The sequence below is a fragment of the Salinibacterium hongtaonis genome, assembly GCF_003065485.1.
GTDB lineage: Bacteria > Actinomycetota > Actinomycetes > Actinomycetales > Microbacteriaceae > Homoserinimonas > Homoserinimonas hongtaonis.
The window spans coordinates 2,152,603-2,168,333 of the sequence record NZ_CP026951.1 but is presented as its reverse complement, the minus strand read 5'-3'; the positions used below and the strand labels follow the sequence as shown (position 1 = coordinate 2,168,333).

The 15,731-nt window shown below is 64.5% G+C and carries 12 protein-coding genes, 1 tRNA gene and 1 pseudogene; 11 read left to right on the top strand and 3 right to left on the bottom strand.

All coding sequences use genetic code 11. From position 1 onward, the window contains the following. Positions 1-44 precede the first annotated feature (44 nt). The 9 genes from C2138_RS10420 (at position 45) to C2138_RS10380 (ending at position 11,220) form a co-directional block, all read left to right on the top strand. Positions 45-2,552, top strand: a complete 2,508-nt coding sequence (locus C2138_RS10420) for a DNA polymerase III subunit gamma and tau (protein WP_108517644.1) — start codon at positions 45-47, stop codon at positions 2,550-2,552. A gap of 90 nt (positions 2,553-2,642) precedes the next feature. After that, a complete protein-coding gene (gene recR, locus C2138_RS10415; protein WP_108517642.1) occupies positions 2,643-3,242 on the top strand; it encodes a recombination mediator RecR in 600 nt (199 codons plus the stop codon). Positions 3,243-3,317: 75 nt separating this feature from the next. After that, positions 3,318-4,583 carry an aspartate kinase gene (locus C2138_RS10410; protein ID WP_108517640.1) on the top strand — a complete coding sequence of 422 codons (1,266 nt, stop codon included), beginning with the start codon at positions 3,318-3,320 and terminating at the stop codon, positions 4,581-4,583. Beyond that, the gene (locus C2138_RS10405; RefSeq protein ID WP_108517638.1) at positions 4,580-5,632 is read left to right on the top strand and encodes an aspartate-semialdehyde dehydrogenase; all 1,053 of its coding nucleotides are present in this window, start codon (positions 4,580-4,582) and stop codon (positions 5,630-5,632) included. Before C2138_RS10410 ends, C2138_RS10405 begins: the two co-directional genes overlap by 4 nt. Positions 5,633-5,803: 171 nt before the next feature. Further along, positions 5,804-7,228, top strand: coding sequence for a malate:quinone oxidoreductase (locus C2138_RS10400; RefSeq protein ID WP_241961224.1), 1,425 nt, complete (start codon positions 5,804-5,806; stop codon positions 7,226-7,228). 135 nt (positions 7,229-7,363) lie between these two features. Continuing rightward, on the top strand, positions 7,364-8,641 hold the full coding sequence (locus tag C2138_RS10395) for a sensor histidine kinase (protein WP_159078205.1): 1,278 nt from the start codon (positions 7,364-7,366) through the stop codon (positions 8,639-8,641). Then, the gene (locus C2138_RS10390) at positions 8,638-9,807 is read left to right on the top strand and encodes a hypothetical protein (protein ID WP_159078204.1); all 1,170 of its coding nucleotides are present in this window, start codon (positions 8,638-8,640) and stop codon (positions 9,805-9,807) included. Before C2138_RS10395 ends, C2138_RS10390 begins: the two co-directional genes overlap by 4 nt. Further along, positions 9,797-10,501 carry a response regulator transcription factor gene (locus C2138_RS10385; RefSeq protein ID WP_108517631.1) on the top strand — a complete coding sequence of 235 codons (705 nt, stop codon included), beginning with the start codon at positions 9,797-9,799 and terminating at the stop codon, positions 10,499-10,501. Before C2138_RS10390 ends, C2138_RS10385 begins: the two co-directional genes overlap by 11 nt. After that, positions 10,501-11,220 carry a thymidine kinase gene (locus C2138_RS10380; RefSeq protein WP_108517629.1) on the top strand — a complete coding sequence of 240 codons (720 nt, stop codon included), beginning with the start codon at positions 10,501-10,503 and terminating at the stop codon, positions 11,218-11,220. The genes C2138_RS10385 and C2138_RS10380 overlap by 1 nt, the downstream gene beginning before the upstream one ends. Positions 11,221-11,299: 79 nt before the next feature. Here C2138_RS10380 and C2138_RS10375 read toward each other — a convergent pair. The 3 genes from C2138_RS10375 to C2138_RS10365 form a co-directional block, all read right to left on the bottom strand. Then, positions 11,300-11,373: transfer RNA gene (locus C2138_RS10375), tRNA-Pro, on the bottom strand. 38 nt (positions 11,374-11,411) lie between these two features. Further along, a complete protein-coding gene (locus C2138_RS10370; RefSeq protein ID WP_108517627.1) occupies positions 11,412-12,383 on the bottom strand; it encodes a metallophosphoesterase in 972 nt (323 codons plus the stop codon). After that, positions 12,383-14,932: a transglycosylase domain-containing protein gene (locus C2138_RS10365; RefSeq protein ID WP_108517626.1), complete on the bottom strand. Its 2,550-nt coding sequence runs from the start codon at positions 14,930-14,932 to the stop codon at positions 12,383-12,385. Before C2138_RS10365 ends, C2138_RS10370 begins: the two co-directional genes overlap by 1 nt. A gap of 51 nt (positions 14,933-14,983) precedes the next feature. On the opposite strand from C2138_RS10365, the pseudogene sp36 reads away from it, so the two are divergent. Both sp36 and C2138_RS10355 read left to right on the top strand, forming a co-directional pair. Next, positions 14,984-15,127 (top strand): annotated as a pseudogene (gene sp36 / locus C2138_RS10360) (Sp36 family protein); the annotation flags it as partial. A gap of 94 nt (positions 15,128-15,221) precedes the next feature. Next, on the top strand, positions 15,222-15,689 hold the full coding sequence (locus tag C2138_RS10355) for a RidA family protein (RefSeq protein ID WP_108517622.1): 468 nt from the start codon (positions 15,222-15,224) through the stop codon (positions 15,687-15,689). Positions 15,690-15,731 lie beyond the last annotated feature (42 nt).

Sequence of the window (15,731 nt, the reverse complement as noted above, 5' to 3'; positions counted from 1 at the left end):
CTCGCACAGCTCGGGCGTCGGTGGCCCCGACTACGATTGACCCCGTGGTTACCGCCCTTTATCGCCGCTACCGGCCAGAGTCCTTTGCCGAACTCATCGGCCAGTCGCAGGTGACCGATCCGTTGATGACGGCCCTGCGCACCAACAGGGTCAATCACGCGTATCTGTTTAGCGGCCCTCGCGGCTGCGGCAAGACCACCTCGGCTCGCATCCTCGCGCGGTGCCTCAACTGTGCAGAGGGCCCCACCGATACCCCCTGCGGCGTGTGCCCCAGCTGTGTCGAGCTGTCGCGCGATGGTGGGGGATCTCTCGACGTCGTTGAAATCGACGCGGCGAGCCACAACGGTGTCGACGACGCTCGCGACCTTCGCGAGCGAGCGGTGTTTGCCCCCGCGCGCGACCGGTTCAAGATCTTCATCCTCGACGAGGCCCACATGGTCACGCCGCAGGGCTTCAACGCGCTGCTCAAGATCGTCGAAGAGCCGCCGGAGCACGTCAAGTTCATCTTCGCGACCACCGAGCCAGACAAAGTCATCGGCACGATCCGCTCGCGCACCCATCACTATCCATTCAGGCTCGTGCCGCCCGCCCAGATGCTCGACTACGTGGGGCAGTTGTGCGAGAGCGAAAGCGTTCAGGTCGAGTCGGGCGTGCTGCCCCTCGTCGTGCGCGCCGGGGGCGGGTCCGTTCGCGACACCCTGTCTCTTCTCGACCAGCTCATGGCCGGTTCCGAGGCAGCGAGCGTGCAGTATGAGCGCGCGGTCGCCCTGCTCGGCTATACGCACGGTGCGCTGCTGGGCGAGGTCATCGATGCCCTCGGGGCCAAGGATGCCGCCGCGGCGTTCGAGGCGGTTGACCGCGTCATCCAGACCGGCCAGGATCCGCGTCGCTTCGTCGAGGATCTGCTCGAACGTCTCCGCGACCTCATTGTCGTGAGCGCGTTCCCCGCGGGCAACCACCACGGCGCTGCCGCGGTGCTGCGCGGGGTGCAGGCCGACGAGCTCGACACCATGGCGCTCCAAGCCTCGCGATTTGGGCAGGCCGAACTCAGTCGAACCGCCGATATCGTGGGCGCGGCGCTCACCGAGATGACCGGGGCGACATCGCCGCGTCTCCACCTTGAGCTCATGCTCGCGCGCGTGCTCGTGCCAGCCTCTGACGACACCCAGCGCGGTGCCCTCGCCAGGGTCGAGCGACTCGAGCGCAGGGTCGGCGTGGAGTCCGTTCCTCACGGATCCGAACCGGCCGCCTTGGAGGGGGACCGCACCGGTTCTGCGCCTGTGCCGGTTTCGACGCCCGTGCCGGTTTCGACGCCCGTGCCGGCTTCGACGCCTGCGGCTGCGCCTGCCTCTGCTCCTGTTTCGAAGCCTGTGGCTGTTTCGACGCCTGCACCGGCAGCCGCGGCAGCGGCAGCCTCGCCGGCTCAGCAGCGAACCGCTCCGGTGGGGCCCGTCACGCTTCAGCTGGTCAAGGACTCCTGGCCAGAGGTGCTCGAGACCGTGCAAAAGGCCAAGCGCACCGCCTGGATGGTGCTCTTTACCGCGCAGGTTCGTGAGCTGCGCGAGGGCGACATCCTCATCCTCGAATTCCCCAGCCACAAAGACGTCGAGGCGCTCAAGGCTACTTCGGCCCCCGGCGAGGGCGTCGGCGATCACCTCAAGACTGCGGTCTCGGCGGTACTCGGGTTCACTCCTCGACTCATCGCCAGGGTTGCAGATGCTCCCGGCTCTGCGGGCGGGGGCGGTTCGGCTCCCCAGCCTCCTCAGTCGCCTCGTCCCACGGGCGGCGTCGCCCGCGACTCAGGGTCAGGCTCTGTGACTGGCTCGACACCCGCTGGGTCAGCAGGCAGCCCAGCGCCTCGCACCATGGCAGCGCGCGCAGGGGCGTCCGCCAGAGCCACCGGTGCCAGTGCCACCGGTGCCAGTGGGACTGCCGCGACCAACACCGCGGCCCCGGCCTCCGCTGCAGCCAAGCGGCAGGCCGAGCCCACTTCTGCGGCGCCGGTCGCAACATCGGGCTGGGCGACCGTGGCGATTCCGGGCTCAGGCGGCTCCGCTTCCGCTTCGGCCGAGTCCGCAGCGCCAGCCGCGACCACGTCTGGCGAAGCGCCAGCTCCAGATCCAGCTCCAGCCTCAGCCACAGCACCAGGCTCCGTGTCCGCGCGGAACCACGTCCCTGCACCCGCCAGCCCCGCCAGTCCCGCTGGCGCAGCAGCGCCGCGAGACGAGGAGCCTCCGTTCGACGACGAGCCGCCCTTCGACCCCGACTACGATTCGGTCCCGCCCGACACCGGCGCGGAGAGGGGCGCGGCAAGCCGCCAACCTGCGCGCTCTGCGCCTGCGCGCTCTGTGCCTCCGCGCTCTGCGCCTGCGCGCGCAGAATCGCCGCGCTCGACGCCCGCAGCGCGATCCGCGGCGGGCCGCCCTTCCGCCAGCGCTCGCACGAGTTCGGGCCCGCAAAAATATGGCGAGTCCGTTGTTCGTCAGGTGCTGGGCGCCACGTTCATCGAGGAACAGCCACACACGCCCTCAGGGTTCGCGGGTCCGCAGTAGACGCGCTCGCTACCAGCACCTCCGCACCACCGACGTCGCCTCTGGCGTCCACATTCGATATCAAGCCTGCGGGCGAGAAGGCAGGGCCACATGTATGAGGGAATCGTTCAAGAGCTGATCGACGAGCTCGGTCGGCTGCCCGGCATCGGGCCAAAGTCGGCACAGCGCATCGCATTTCACATCCTGCAGACAGAGACGTTCGACACGACGCGCCTTGCCGAGATCCTGATGCAGATTCGTGAGCGAGTGCGTTTCTGCGCCATCTGCGGCAATGTGAGCGAGCAGGAGACGTGCACGATCTGCCGCGACCCCCGCCGTTCGCCCGCCACGATCTGTGTTGTAGAAGAAGCCAAAGACGTTGTCGCGATCGAGCGAACCCGCGAGTTCCGCGGCCTCTATCACGTGCTCGGCGGGGCAATCAGCCCTATCGATGGCATCGGACCCGACGACCTTCGCATCCGTCAGCTCATGCAACGACTCGCCGACGGCACGGTGACCGAGGTCATCATCGCCACCGATCCCAACCTTGAGGGAGAAGCGACGGCAACCTACCTGTCGCGGCTCCTCATCCAGCCCGGCCTCACGGTTTCTCGGCTCGCCTCGGGTCTGCCCGTGGGTGGGGACCTCGAATATGCCGACGAGGTCACCCTCGGCAGGGCGTTCGAGGGGAGACGGCTAGTAGAGAACTAGCCGATACAATGGGATGCCTGGCGCGGCATTGAGCTGCACAGCCCCTGCCCCCACAGACTTTCGGGAGATATTCGCGTGGCCTTGATCGTGCAGAAGTACGGTGGTTCCTCCGTCGCCGATGCCGACGGCATTAAGCGCGTCGCCGAGCGAATCGTCGAAACCCGTCGTGCTGGCAACGATGTGGTTGTTGTGGTTTCCGCCATGGGCGACACCACCGACGACCTGCTCGACCTGGCTGACGCGGTCTCTAGTGAGCCTGCCGGCCGCGAGATGGACATGCTCCTCACTGCGGGCGAGCGCATTTCTATGGCGCTTCTTGCCCTCGCGATTCGCGACCTTGGCGAGGAGGCGCGGTCATACACGGGCAGCCAGGCCGGCATGATGACCGACGAGAAGCACGGTGCCGCCCGCATCGTTGAGGTGTCGCCGCTGCGCGTTCGTGCTGCGCTCGACCAGGGCTACATCGCCATCGTCGCGGGCTTTCAAGGCTTCAACCGGGATTCCGGCGACATCACCACGCTCGGTCGTGGGGGATCCGACACCACGGCTGTCGCGCTGGCCGCCGCGCTCGGTGCCGAGGTGTGTGAGATCTACACGGATGTCGATGGCATCTTCACGACAGACCCCCGCATGGTTCCCGCCGCTCACAAGATCGATCGAATCACCTCGGAAGAGATGCTTGAGCTTGCGGCAGCCGGGGCAAAGGTTCTTTATATTCGCGCAGTGGAATATGCGCGTCGTCATGGCGTAACGCTGCACGTCCGATCCTCGTTCAGCCGTAACGAGGGCACCCTTGTGGTGAATCCGAAAGAGGGAGAAACCGTGGAAGAGCCGCTCATCACGGGAATTGCCGCTGATCTCAGCGAAGACAAGATCACCGTCGTCGGGGTTCCCGATGTTCCCGGCACGGCAGCACGCATCTTTACGATCGTGGCCAAGACCGGCGCGAACATCGACATGATCGTGCAAAACGCGTCAACCGTGAACACCGGTGTTGCCGACATCTCGTTCACGCTGCCCAAGTCGCAGGTGCCCGCGGCGCTCGAAGCGCTCGAAGCCGGCCGTGCCGAGGTGGGATTCTCCACGCTGCAGCACGACGACGGCATCGGAAAGATCGCACTCGTTGGCGCCGGAATGCGCACCAACACGGGTGTCTCGGCCCAGCTCTTCACGGCGCTATCTGACGCGGGAATCAACATCGACATGATCTCCACCAGTGAGATCCGCATCAGCGTTGTCACCCGGGCAGAGATCGTGCCAGAGGCCGTTCGCATCATTCACACCGCTTTCGACCTCGACGCCGAGGGCGAAGCTATCGTCTACGGGGGGACCGGCCGATGAGCGCAGGAGTAAACATCGGGGTTGTTGGCGCAACCGGGCAGGTCGGCGCCGTCGTGCGTCGTCTGCTCGAGGAGCGCGACTTTCCTGTCGCCAGCATCCGCTTCTTTGCTTCCGCGCGGTCGGCGGGCACAACGCTCCCGTTCAAGGGCGAGCAGATTGTCGTCGAAGACGCCTCGACAGCCGATCCCTCTGGCCTCGACGTTGCTATCTTCTCGGCCGGGGCCACGCTGTCCAAGGCTCAGGCAGAGCGCTTCGCCGCTGCGGGTGTCACGGTCGTCGATAACTCGTCCGGGTGGCGCATGGACCCCGAGGTGCCCCTCGTGGTGAGCGAGGTCAACCCTCATGCCATCGACCAGGCCGTCAAGGGCATCATCGCCAATCCCAACTGCACCACGATGGCGGCCATGCCCGTGCTCAAGGTGCTGCACGAGGAGGCGGGGCTTGAGCGCCTCATCGTGAGCACCTACCAGGCTGTTTCTGGCGCTGGACTCAAGGGCGGCGAAGAGTTGCTCAGCCAGGTCACCGCAGCGGTGGCTCAGGATGCACTTGGTCTTGTTCACGATGGTGCCGCGGTCACCATGCCCGAGCCCTCGGCCTTTCCTCGGCCCATCGCATTCGATGTGATTCCTCTTGCTGGCAGCATCGTCGACGACGGTCTCTATGAGACGGACGAAGAGAAGAAGCTCCGCAACGAGAGCCGCAAGATTCTTGAGCTGCCCGAGCTGCTCGTCAGCGGAACCTGCGTTCGCGTTCCCGTCTTTACGGGTCACTCGCTCTCGATTAACGCAGAGTTCTCCCGAGCGATCAGCCCCGAGCGTGCCAAGGAGCTGCTGGCGGATGCCCCCGGCGTCGAGCTTTCCGACATTCCGACACCCCTGCAGGCTGCAGGAAGCGACCCGAGCTTTGTCGGTCGCATCCGTCAGGACGAGGGTGTTCCCGGTGGGCGCGGGCTCGCGCTGTTCATCAGCAATGACAACCTGCGCAAGGGTGCGGCCCTCAACGCGGTTCAGATTGCAGAGCTCATTGCCGCTCGGGTGCTCTCGGTCTAACGTCCAACCTTTCGCAAGAACGGCCGAATTTGCTGCAGACGCAATTCGGCCGTTCTTATGTGCCCGGCCCCGTGGCAAGGAGCACCGTCGGCGCGGCGTAAACTTGAACGTGTGAGCTCATCTTCGTCTGCCCCTGCGCCCCTTGACGTTGCCCTAATCGGGGGTGGCATCATGAGTGCGACCCTCGGGGCCCTCATCAAGCAATTGCAGCCTGACTGGACCATCGAGATCTTCGAGACACTGTCAGAGGTTGCCCTCGAAAGCTCAAACCCGTGGAACAACGCGGGCACCGGCCATGCGGCGCTCTGCGAGCTGAACTACGGCAAGGAATTGCCGGATGGTTCGTTCGAGATCGACTCGGCCGTCAAGGTCAACGAGCAGTTCCAGGTGTCACGCCAGTTTTGGTCGTACATGGTGAGCGAAGGCATGCTGCCGGAGCCCGACGGATTTGTGAACCCCGTTCCCCACATGAGCTTTGTCTGGGGCGAGGCCAATGTCGACTTTCTGCGTCGCCGGTTCGAGGCGTTCAAGAATCACCCCCTCTTCGCCGGCATGGAGTTCAGCGACGACCCCGCGGTCATCCGCTCCTGGACGCCCCTGCTGCTTCCCGGCCGCTCCAAGAACCAGCCGATCGCTGCAACCCGGGTTGCGGGCGGGACCGATGTTGATTTCGGCGCGCTCACCAAGGACCTCTTTAGCTACCTCACCGACAACGGCGCTCGCCTTCACCTTGAGCGCAAGGTGACGGGGCTTCGCCGCGAGGGTGACCTCTGGCGCATCCAGTCCAAGCACATGGTCGGGGGCACTCCCGCAGTGACCAAGGCCCGCTTTGTCTTTGTCGGCGCTGGCGGCGGTGCACTGTCGCTACTGCAGAAGTCGGGCATCAAGGAGGCCAAGGGCTTTGGCGGGTTCCCCATCAGCGGCCAGTTCTTCCGCACCGACAACCCCGCCGTCGTGGCTCGCCACCGCGCCAAGGTTTATGGCAAGGCCGCCGTCGGGGCGCCGCCCATGTCGGTTCCGCACCTCGATACTCGCGTCGTAGATGGCCAGGCAAGCCTGATGTTTGGCCCCTACGCGGGCTTCTCGCCCAAGTTCCTCAAGACGGGCTCCTGGCTCGATCTGCCCCTGTCCCTTCGCCCCGGCAACATCATTCCCATGCTGGCGGTCGCCAAAGATAACTTCGGCCTCGTCAAGTACTTGGTCGGCGAGCTCCTGGCCACCAAGGCAAAGAAGATCGCAGCGCTGCGCGAGTTCATGCCCGATGCGAACCCTGAGGACTGGCGTCGCATCACGGCCGGCCAGCGCGTGCAGGTCATCAAGAAGGATGCCAAGAAGGGCGGAGTTCTTCAGTTCGGCACCGAGGTGGTTGCCGCCGAAGACGGCTCGATCGCTGGCCTGCTGGGCGCGTCCCCGGGAGCCTCGACCGCCGTGCCGATCATGATCGAAGTTCTCAAGCGCTGCTTCCCTCAGGAGTTCGACGGATGGAAGCCTGAGCTCGAGAAGATGGTGCCGACGCTGGGTCGCAAGCTCTCTGACGACCCCGCTTTGGCGGAGGCCACGATGGCGTCAACAGCAGAGGTTTTGTCACTGGCATAGGGGTGCTCCTGTCACTGGGGCACAGCCCTACCGACATTTCAGCATACGCGCTAGTGCATCGCCGATAAACGGGGTACAAGCGCGGTCGAAAGACTGACATACTCTTTCTGTTCACTGAGTGGAGGGGGTGGCTTAATGTCTATTGGCCTGCCCCAGCACCTCGTACCTGGCGCGGTAGCCAGGGCCTTAGCCCGTGCTGCCCACGGTATGGCCCTCGCGGCGATCGTCGCCGGTCTCTTCATCACGCTGGGATTCGCTTCCGCCTATCCCACGCGTGTGCTCTGGCCCGCGATGCTGGCGCTGTTGTGCATGCTCCCCGCCCTGGCATGGGTCGACAAGAAGGCAACTCCGCTGGCCGGGATTGTCTACCTTGTCGTCGGCGCGGCATCGGCCTTCGTCTATGTCGTGGTTCTTGCAACCCAGATGGGTGACGTCATTGGGGATGCGGCGTTCTGGTATTCGCCCGCCAAGATGGCGGTAGTCCTGGTTGCCGGGCCCGGCCTCGGTCTTCTCGCCGGCCTCGGGTGGACGTTCGGCGGGTTTATCGTCGCCGAAGGCGCGGCGGCGGCAGCGCTGCTCGTCGCCGGCCGCCCGGTGCTTTTCGACCCCTTCAATCTGGGGCTCCTCGCCGAGGCGATCGCGATCTGCATTCTCGCCTACGTCACGGCACGCCGGGCCACCCGATCGCAACCACGCTTTCAGCGCGCTGCCCACGACGAACTGCTCGACGACATCCGCTCCCGAATGGAGCTGAGGGCGGCCGCCCTGATGCACGACACGATCCTGAGCCACCTCGCCGCGATCGCCACCTCGACGAACGATTCCATGCCTCCCGAGCAGAAGGCTCGCATAGAGCGCGATCTGAATATCCTGCTGGGCCAGGAATGGCTAAGCGACGCCGCTGGTGCCACGAATGCCGGTGGCGAAGACCGCGCCCGAACCGCCCTGAGCGAGGCAATTCAGGAGGTACGCGAGGCCGGTCTTGATGTCACGGGGACGGGAGACTTCGCCGCGGTATCCCGCCTGGAGCCCGCTCAGGCCGAAGCGCTGGGCCTCGCGGCAAAGCAGTGCCTTATCAACGTGATTAAGCACTCGGGCGTGATGGTCGCCGAAGTGGCCGTGTATGCCTCGGACGATGAGCTTTCTGTAATGATCATCGACGCGGGTCGCGGTTTCTCTGACTCCGCCGTTGGCGCGGATCGGCTCGGGCTGCGGGCGTCGGTGCACAACCGCATCGAATCAGTTGGCGGTTCCGTGCAGGTGTGGTCGACTCCGGGCAGCGGAACCTCCGTGCTCATGCAGCTTCCCGCCAATCCTCAGTCTCGTGATGGCGACCATCGCCCCGATGATTCCGGCACGGGCGATGAGCATGGTGATGCCGTGGCGGCGTCCACCGTGCAGGGGGACGAATGAGATCTCCCGAGCGCACTCGGCAGGAGTTGGACCCGGTGGGGGCCTACTCGAACCGCCTCATCACCATGACCGCCGCGATCTCTGCCCTGGTGTTCGCCGTCGTCGTTGTCGTTTCGGGCCTTGACGCCGTCGATAACCCCGGCGCAGCGGTGCTCTCGCTCGTGGTGATCGCCGCGTCGAGCATGATCGTCATCACGGCAACAGACCCCTACCGCGGCCCGTTCCAGCGCAAATCGCACGGCTGGACTGTCGCGCTCGGGGTTTTTGCGGCAGGGCTGCTAGCGGTCGCCGCGGGGGATGCGCCTGCGCATGCCTCAATGGGGTGGGTCGCTCCCGTGGTCCTCGGTCTGTTCTCTATCGGAATGGCCGCCTACCGTCCCGTGCGTGAACTGGTCGGATTCGGCGGCGTCGCGGCCGTCTTGATCGGGTTCATCGTCATGCTGCAGGCGGTCAAAGATGTCAGTGATGTGCCGCCCGTCGTCACCGTCGCGTTTGTTGTGTTGCCCCTTCTTGCTCTCAACCTCAGCGCAGGCGCCTTCACCGACAGCATGATCAAGTCGATTGAGCACTGGCATGTTCGGGCCACGCAGGCCGTCGATCGAATGTCCGAGGAGCGTGAACCCGGCATCGCACGCTCGGTGCAGCAGGACCGCGTCACCATCCTGAAGCAGGAGGTGGTGCCGTTCTTTGGGGAGGTGCTGGCGAACAATGAAATCACGCCGGATGTTCGCGAGCGGGCCAGGTCGATCGCCGATGCGATTCGTGCGGTCATGGTTGCCGAGGTTGATAGAACCTGGCTGGAGAACGTAGTCGATCACCTGCGTGGACGAGCCCGTCGCGGAGGGGAAGGCCAGAGCCAGCCATCGACCATCCTCGACGATGACAACATCGCCAACCTCATGAGCTACGACCAGCGCACGGCACTGCGCGCGTTGCTCGTGGCGATCTACGACAATGCCCACGGCCGTCCAGAAGATCTCGAGATCATGCTTGCCCGGGCTGACGGCCGCTGCCGCGGCGTACTCACCCTGCGGGTCGATATGACAGACGGCCTCGTCAAGAGCCGGTTCGGGCCCTACCTGGCGGTGATGCGCGTGGTATTCCGCCGCGTGCGTGCCGAGTACTTGCAGTCGGTGCTAACAGTAAGATTCTCGTATGACCAGTGAAATCCAGGGGGAGCCACGGGTGGCGGATGAAGCGGTCCCCGAGGCCGCGACGCCGCGCCGCACGCGACTAGCTCTGCTCGACGACCACGAGGTTCTGCTCGATAGCCTCAGCAGCTGGATCACGACGAACGCCCCCGACTTCGACCTCGTGTTGAGCGCACACACCTGGCTTGAACTCGTGCACAGCGAGAACTTTCCCACCGACCTGGTCTTTCTCGATTTTCAGCTCAAGGAGCCTGTGTCGATCGAGGCGCGTGTTCGCACGTGTCGGGCCGCCGGGGCCAAGGTCATCGTTCTCACGAGTCTCGACACGCGGGATGCCCGCGACCGCGCCCTCGCATCCGGTGCCGCTGCCTTTCTCTCCAAGTCGATGCCGATGAACGAGGTCATGGAGGCGGCGCGTCGCGTCATGGGTCATGATCGCGGGGTGGTGCCACAGCAGAACTGGCGCCCGCTGCCCACGGGTGCGATGAACCAGGTGCGGCCCAAGCTGAGCCAGGGCGAGATCGACGCGCTCAAGCTCTACGTCTCGGGACACAGCACCACCGAGGTGGCCAAGCGCATGAACGTGCAGTACGAAACTGCCAAGACCTACCTGCGCCGAGTTCGCGAGAAGTACGCCAAGGTTAATCGGCCGGCGAGCAAGAAGGCGGAGCTCATCCGCCGCGCCGCAGAGGACGGGTTCCTTCAGTAATGGCCAAGCTCTACTTTCGCTACGGTGCGATGAACAGCGGCAAGAGCACATCTCTGCTCCAGGCCGCCTACAACTACGAGGAGCGCGGCCAGCACGTTCTGCTCGCCAAGCCCAGGGTCGACACGAAGGGCGCAGACCAGATCGTGTCGCGCCTCGGTGTCACCCGCACGGTCGACTTCGTGATCGAGCCGCGCGACGATGTCTACGCACTCGTCGAGGCGGAACGCGAGGCCGTTCGGCAACGCACGGGTTCTGACATCAGCTGCATTCTCATCGACGAGGCCCAGTTCCTCAGTGAGCGGCAGGTCGATGACCTGCTGCGCATATCGATTCTTGAGAACATTCCGGTGCTGGCCTACGGCATCCGCACCGACTTTCAGACGGTGGCATTCCCGGGCAGTCGCAGGATGCTCGAGGTGGCCCATTCGCTCGAAGAGCTCAAGACAATCTGCCGGTGTGGGCGCAAGGCTGTGTTCAACGCTCGCAAGATCGGCGACCGCTTTATCTTTGCCGGCGACCAGGTTGCGATCGACGAGGGAGCGGATGCTGCCGCCAAACGCCCTCTGAGTGGCCTAGGAGCCGCCGGCACCCTCTCGGTGACGTATGAGTCGCTTTGTGGCGCTTGCTACCTAGAGGAGAGCGGTGGGGTGCTCAGCAGTGGGCGCGAAGATCCCATCGACTTTGTCTACGAGGCCGCCCCCGACCCGGACTTCACTTAGGCGCTGGTCGCCTCCCTCAGCGAACCTGGGGCCCAGAAACACATAAGGACCAGGGCCGAAGCCCTGGTCCTTATTAGTGTCGGGGTAACAGGATTTGAACCTGCGACCTCGTCGTCCCGAACGACGCGCGCTACCAAGCTGCGCCATACCCCGATCTATCGGCGGGAGACAGAATCCCTCGCGCGACTCCGTTAAGAATAGCTGATGTCTGACCCTACTAATGTCACGAGAACCGCTTCTGGCGGGCACGCAAACCGAACGGGCGCATAGATCGAGGTGCCAAGCCCTGCCGAAACCTCGAGGTAGGCGCTCCCGAGGGCGTGGCGCCACAGGGAGACGCCGCTAGCCATATCGCGGGGGAGATCACAGTTCGTGACGAGAGCGCCGACGCCGGGCACACACACCTGGCCGCCGTGAGTATGGCCGGCGAAAATGACCTCGGCACCGTGCGTCACAAACGAGTCGAGCACTCGCTGGTAGGGGGCGTGCGTCACGCCGATGGTCACTGCCTCGCGGTCCGCCGGCATTGTGGGCGGAAGCGGCTCAGGATCTGCCTCGCGAAGCTCGTCGAGGGCGCCGGGAATCATGTCAAGGCGATCCCACCCGCGGTGAGCATCCGCCGTGCCCATGAATTCCAAGGGGGAGTCATTGATGATCATGGAGTGCGCGGCGTTATTGAGATCAACCCAGCCGAGCTCGCCGAAGAACGCGTTGAGCGCTTCTGTGTCGAGTTCCGCAGCTTTCTCGGGCCGGTGTGAGGGGCCGGAGAAGTAGGCGAGGGGGTTCTTGCCGGTCGGGCCGTAATAGTCGTTCGAGCCGTGGACAAAGACCCCCGGGATGCCATCGAAGACCTCGAGCGCGCGACGCACGCCGATGAGACCGTCAACATGGCCGAGGTTGTCGCCCGTATTCACCACGAGGTCGGGGGTGAGCGAGGCCAAGCCGCGAACCCAGTCCTGCTTGGCGGTTTGCCACGGGGCCATGTGCAGGTCGCTGATGTGAAGCACCCGGATGGGTGATGCCCCAGCATCCAGCACGGGGAGAATCTCGTGGCGCACGCGGTAGGCGTTGCGTTCGATGAGGGTTCCCCAGGCCAGGGTCGCCGCTCCGGCGGCCGCGACGACCCCGAGAGCGGAACCCACAGACTTGGCGCCGGTGCCCATTAGCAGTTGTACTTTGCCACGGTGAGAGTCACTGCGGTGCTCGGGAGCAGGTCGGCACCGGCGGCCGGGTTCGAGGCAATGACCTTGCCGGCCGTGGGGTCGTCCGGCTCGCTCGGGCTGCCCTTGGGTGGCAGCGGCGAGCAGGCCTCAGACACGCTTCCCGAGAAGCCGAGTGCCGCTTTCGCCTCGCCAAAGCTGTAGTAGCCTCCGCCGGGCTTTCTGGTCACATCGGGCATCTCAACGCCCCTGCCGTTGCTCGAGTAGACCGTCACGGTGCTTCCCTTGGGAACGGTGTTACCGGCTCCCGGGTCCATCGAGGCGACGAGCCCGGTCGACAGCTTCGAGTCGACCTCGCCGCCGTAGGCGTAGACGAACCCGAGGCTTTCGATGAGAACCTTTGCCTGTTCCTGCGTCTGCCCAACGACGTTGGGCACCACGGCACCCTGCCCTGCGAGAAGCGAGGAGGGCGGATCTGCGTAGGGGGCGCCGCCGAACTGCGCGTTGAGCGCCTTCATGACGGGCTGGAAGATGCGGTGACGGGCGGTCGCGCCGTTTCCGCCCGGCAACGAGAGCTTGTTGAGGTTCACGTTGCCGACGATGTTGCCGACCCAGATCGCGAGCGCGTTGGTCGACGTGCTGCCGATCATCCACGTGTCCTTCGAGCCGTCTGTGGTTCCGGTCTTACCGGCGATCTGGATGCCGTCACGCGTGTTTGAGGCGGTTCCCGATCCTGCGGTGAGCACACGCTTGAGTGCATAGGCGACGGCGCTTGAGACCTCGGGGGTCAGCGCCTGCGAGCACTCGCGTGCCTGGCCACCGAGCTCGTTGCCCTCGGAGTCGACGATGTTGTCGATTGCAGTCGGCTTGCAGTACAGGCCGTTGGCTCCGATCGTGGCGATGGCCGCAGCCATCGACAGCGGGGCGATCTCGTTGGTGCCGAGAATTGAGGCGGGCGAGAATCCAAGCTCAGAACCGTCGGCACGGTGCGACCCCATCGACTCTGCGGTGTTGCGGATCTCGCACAGGTCGAGCTTTTGCGCCATGGCAATATACGAGATGTTGTAGGAGTTTGCGGTCGACTGAAGCACTGTTGTACTGGCTGACCCGCTGCTGCCGCCATAGTTCGGCGGAGTCCATTTGCCAACAAAGCCGCCGCCGCACGAGTCGGGGAACGACGCCTGGTCGAAGGTGCGCTTGGACCCGTTGACAACCTCGTTGAGGCCGTGTCCGGACTTGAGCCACGTCGCGAGCGTGAAGATCTTGTACGTCGAGCCGGTCTGGAATCCGCTCGAGCCGCCGTAGGGCTTGTCGGTGTTGTAGTTGACCGCGGTTGCGGCGCTTCCGCCACCGTCAAGCGTGTTGTTGAAGTATTTGTTCTGCGCCATAACGCGGATGCGTCCGGTTCCGGGCTCCACGACCGAGGCGACGGCGCCGAGTTCGAGGCGGGTTTCCTCGGCGGGGGCCTGCGCTTGGATGATCGCCTGCGCGTTCTCCTGCTGGTTGAGCTGGACGCTTGTGTAGACGGAGTATCCGCCGCGCTTCCAGTTCGTGAGGCGCTCTTCTTCGGAGGCCCCGAGAACCTCGAGCTCGGGAATGAGCTTGGTCACGTAGTCGCAGAAGAAAGGGGCAGCGGTTGCGGCGAAGCAACCGTTGCGGGGGGTGCTGTAGGTCACCTCGACGGGCGTCGCAACAGCCTCGTCGTACTGAGCCTGATCGATGTAACCGAGCTCGAGCATGTTGCCGAGGATCAGGTTGCGGCGGTTCTTGTTGTCTTCGAAGTTCTCGGGGTCGTTGAGGCTGCGCTTCGACGGGGTCTGCACGATCGCGATCAGGCTTGCCGCCTGCGCGAGGGTCACATCGGAGGCGGGCACCGAGAAGAACTGCTTAGAAGCCGACTGGATGCCGTAGGTGTTGCCGCCGAATCCGGCGATGTTGAGGTAAGCGAGGAGGATTTCGTCCTTCTCGTACTTCTTCTCAAGCCCGATCGCGAGCTTCATCTCCTGAAGCTTGCGCTCGATCGACTGCTCAACGGCCTCGGCATACTTGGCCTTGATGAGGGTCTCGGATGGCTGCGTGAGAGCATCCTGAACCTTGATGTTCTTGACAAGCTGCATCGTGAGTGTCGACGCACCACTGCCGATGTCGCCGCCGGCAACGTTGCCGACTGCAGCGCGGACTACTGAAGAAACATCGACGCCGCCGTGCTCATAGAATCGGCGGTCTTCACCGGCGACCACCGCGTCCTTGACGAACTGCGAGACCTGATCCCAGTTAACTTCTTCGCGGTTCTGGTCATAAATTTCGGCGATGGGGACGGGGGCGCCGTCGCCGCCGAGACCATAGATAACGTTCTTGGTGGACTGCTTTCCGATTTCGAGGTAATCGGGAAGGCTGTTGAAGATGTCAATGGAACTCTTCGCGGCCATTCCGGTGACAGCGATGGCGGGAGTGACCAAGGCCGTGACGAGCACGCCGGCAAGGAGGCTGAGTCCGGCAAGCCCTGCGAGGGCGCCAACGGCGCCGGAGGGCTTTGTTTTTTGGGCAGACATAGCATCTAGAGTAGGGGATCGAGACTCTCGCCAACCTGAACGGATGCCGACATGCACGCCTGGGAATACCTGACCACGCCGCTGATGATTCATAACACGGCAGCGATCCTCAACAATTGGGGCGCTCAGGGCTGGGAACTCGTGCAGGTCGTGACTGGCCCAGAGGGTGGGCTCGTCGCCTACCTCAAGCGGCCCGTCGCATCTGCAGAGTAGACGCGTTTCGGCGGCTTAGGCCGTGACGGGCGCTGGCCCGTGCTCCGTTATCTAACCCCCCTGTTGGAGGATTGCAATGTCCGTAGAAAACCGTCTCGCAGAGCTTGGTATCACCCTTCCTGAGGTTGCGGCCCCCGTCGCGGCCTACGTGCCCGCAGTTGTATCTGGCAATCTCGTGTACACATCGGGCCAGCTACCCTTCGTGGCCGGCGCGCTGCCGGCGACGGGCAAGGTCGGTGACGGTCACGGTCTTGTTCCCGCCGCTGATGCGAAGCAGTACGCCCGCCAGTGTGCCCTCAACGCCCTCGCAGCGGCGACGTCGGTCATCGGCTCGCTCGATCGCGTGACTCGCGTGGTCAAGGTTGTCGGGTTTGTCGCCTCAGACCCCTCGTTCAGCGGCCAGCCCGGCGTAATCAACGGTGCATCCGAGGTGCTCGGTGACATCTTCGGCGACGTCGGCATCCACGCTCGCAGCGCCGTGGGCGTTGCCGTTCTGCCGCTCGACTCGCCTGTCGAGGTCGAGCTCATCCTCGAGTTCGCCTAGGCGACGTTGCACCTGCGGGCGAGAGCTGCCCGCAGGTGCTTG

Coding starts and splice junctions, on each gene's coding strand:
- recR (WP_108517642.1), top strand. CDS start 2,643: ATGTATGAGGGAATCGTTCAAGAGCTGATCGACGAGCTCGGTCGGCTG.
- C2138_RS10390 (WP_159078204.1), top strand. CDS start 8,638: ATGAGATCTCCCGAGCGCACTCGGCAGGAGTTGGACCCGGTGGGGGCC.
- C2138_RS10380 (WP_108517629.1), top strand. CDS start 10,501: ATGGCCAAGCTCTACTTTCGCTACGGTGCGATGAACAGCGGCAAGAGC.
- C2138_RS10400 (WP_241961224.1), top strand. CDS start 5,804: ATGAGTGCGACCCTCGGGGCCCTCATCAAGCAATTGCAGCCTGACTGG.
- C2138_RS10395 (WP_159078205.1), top strand. CDS start 7,364: ATGTCTATTGGCCTGCCCCAGCACCTCGTACCTGGCGCGGTAGCCAGG.
- C2138_RS10355 (WP_108517622.1), top strand. CDS start 15,222: ATGTCCGTAGAAAACCGTCTCGCAGAGCTTGGTATCACCCTTCCTGAG.
- C2138_RS10370 (WP_108517627.1), bottom strand. CDS start 12,383: ATGGGCACCGGCGCCAAGTCTGTGGGTTCCGCTCTCGGGGTCGTCGCG.
- C2138_RS10405 (WP_108517638.1), top strand. CDS start 4,580: ATGAGCGCAGGAGTAAACATCGGGGTTGTTGGCGCAACCGGGCAGGTC.
- C2138_RS10385 (WP_108517631.1), top strand. CDS start 9,797: ATGACCAGTGAAATCCAGGGGGAGCCACGGGTGGCGGATGAAGCGGTC.
- C2138_RS10365 (WP_108517626.1), bottom strand. CDS start 14,932: ATGTCTGCCCAAAAAACAAAGCCCTCCGGCGCCGTTGGCGCCCTCGCA.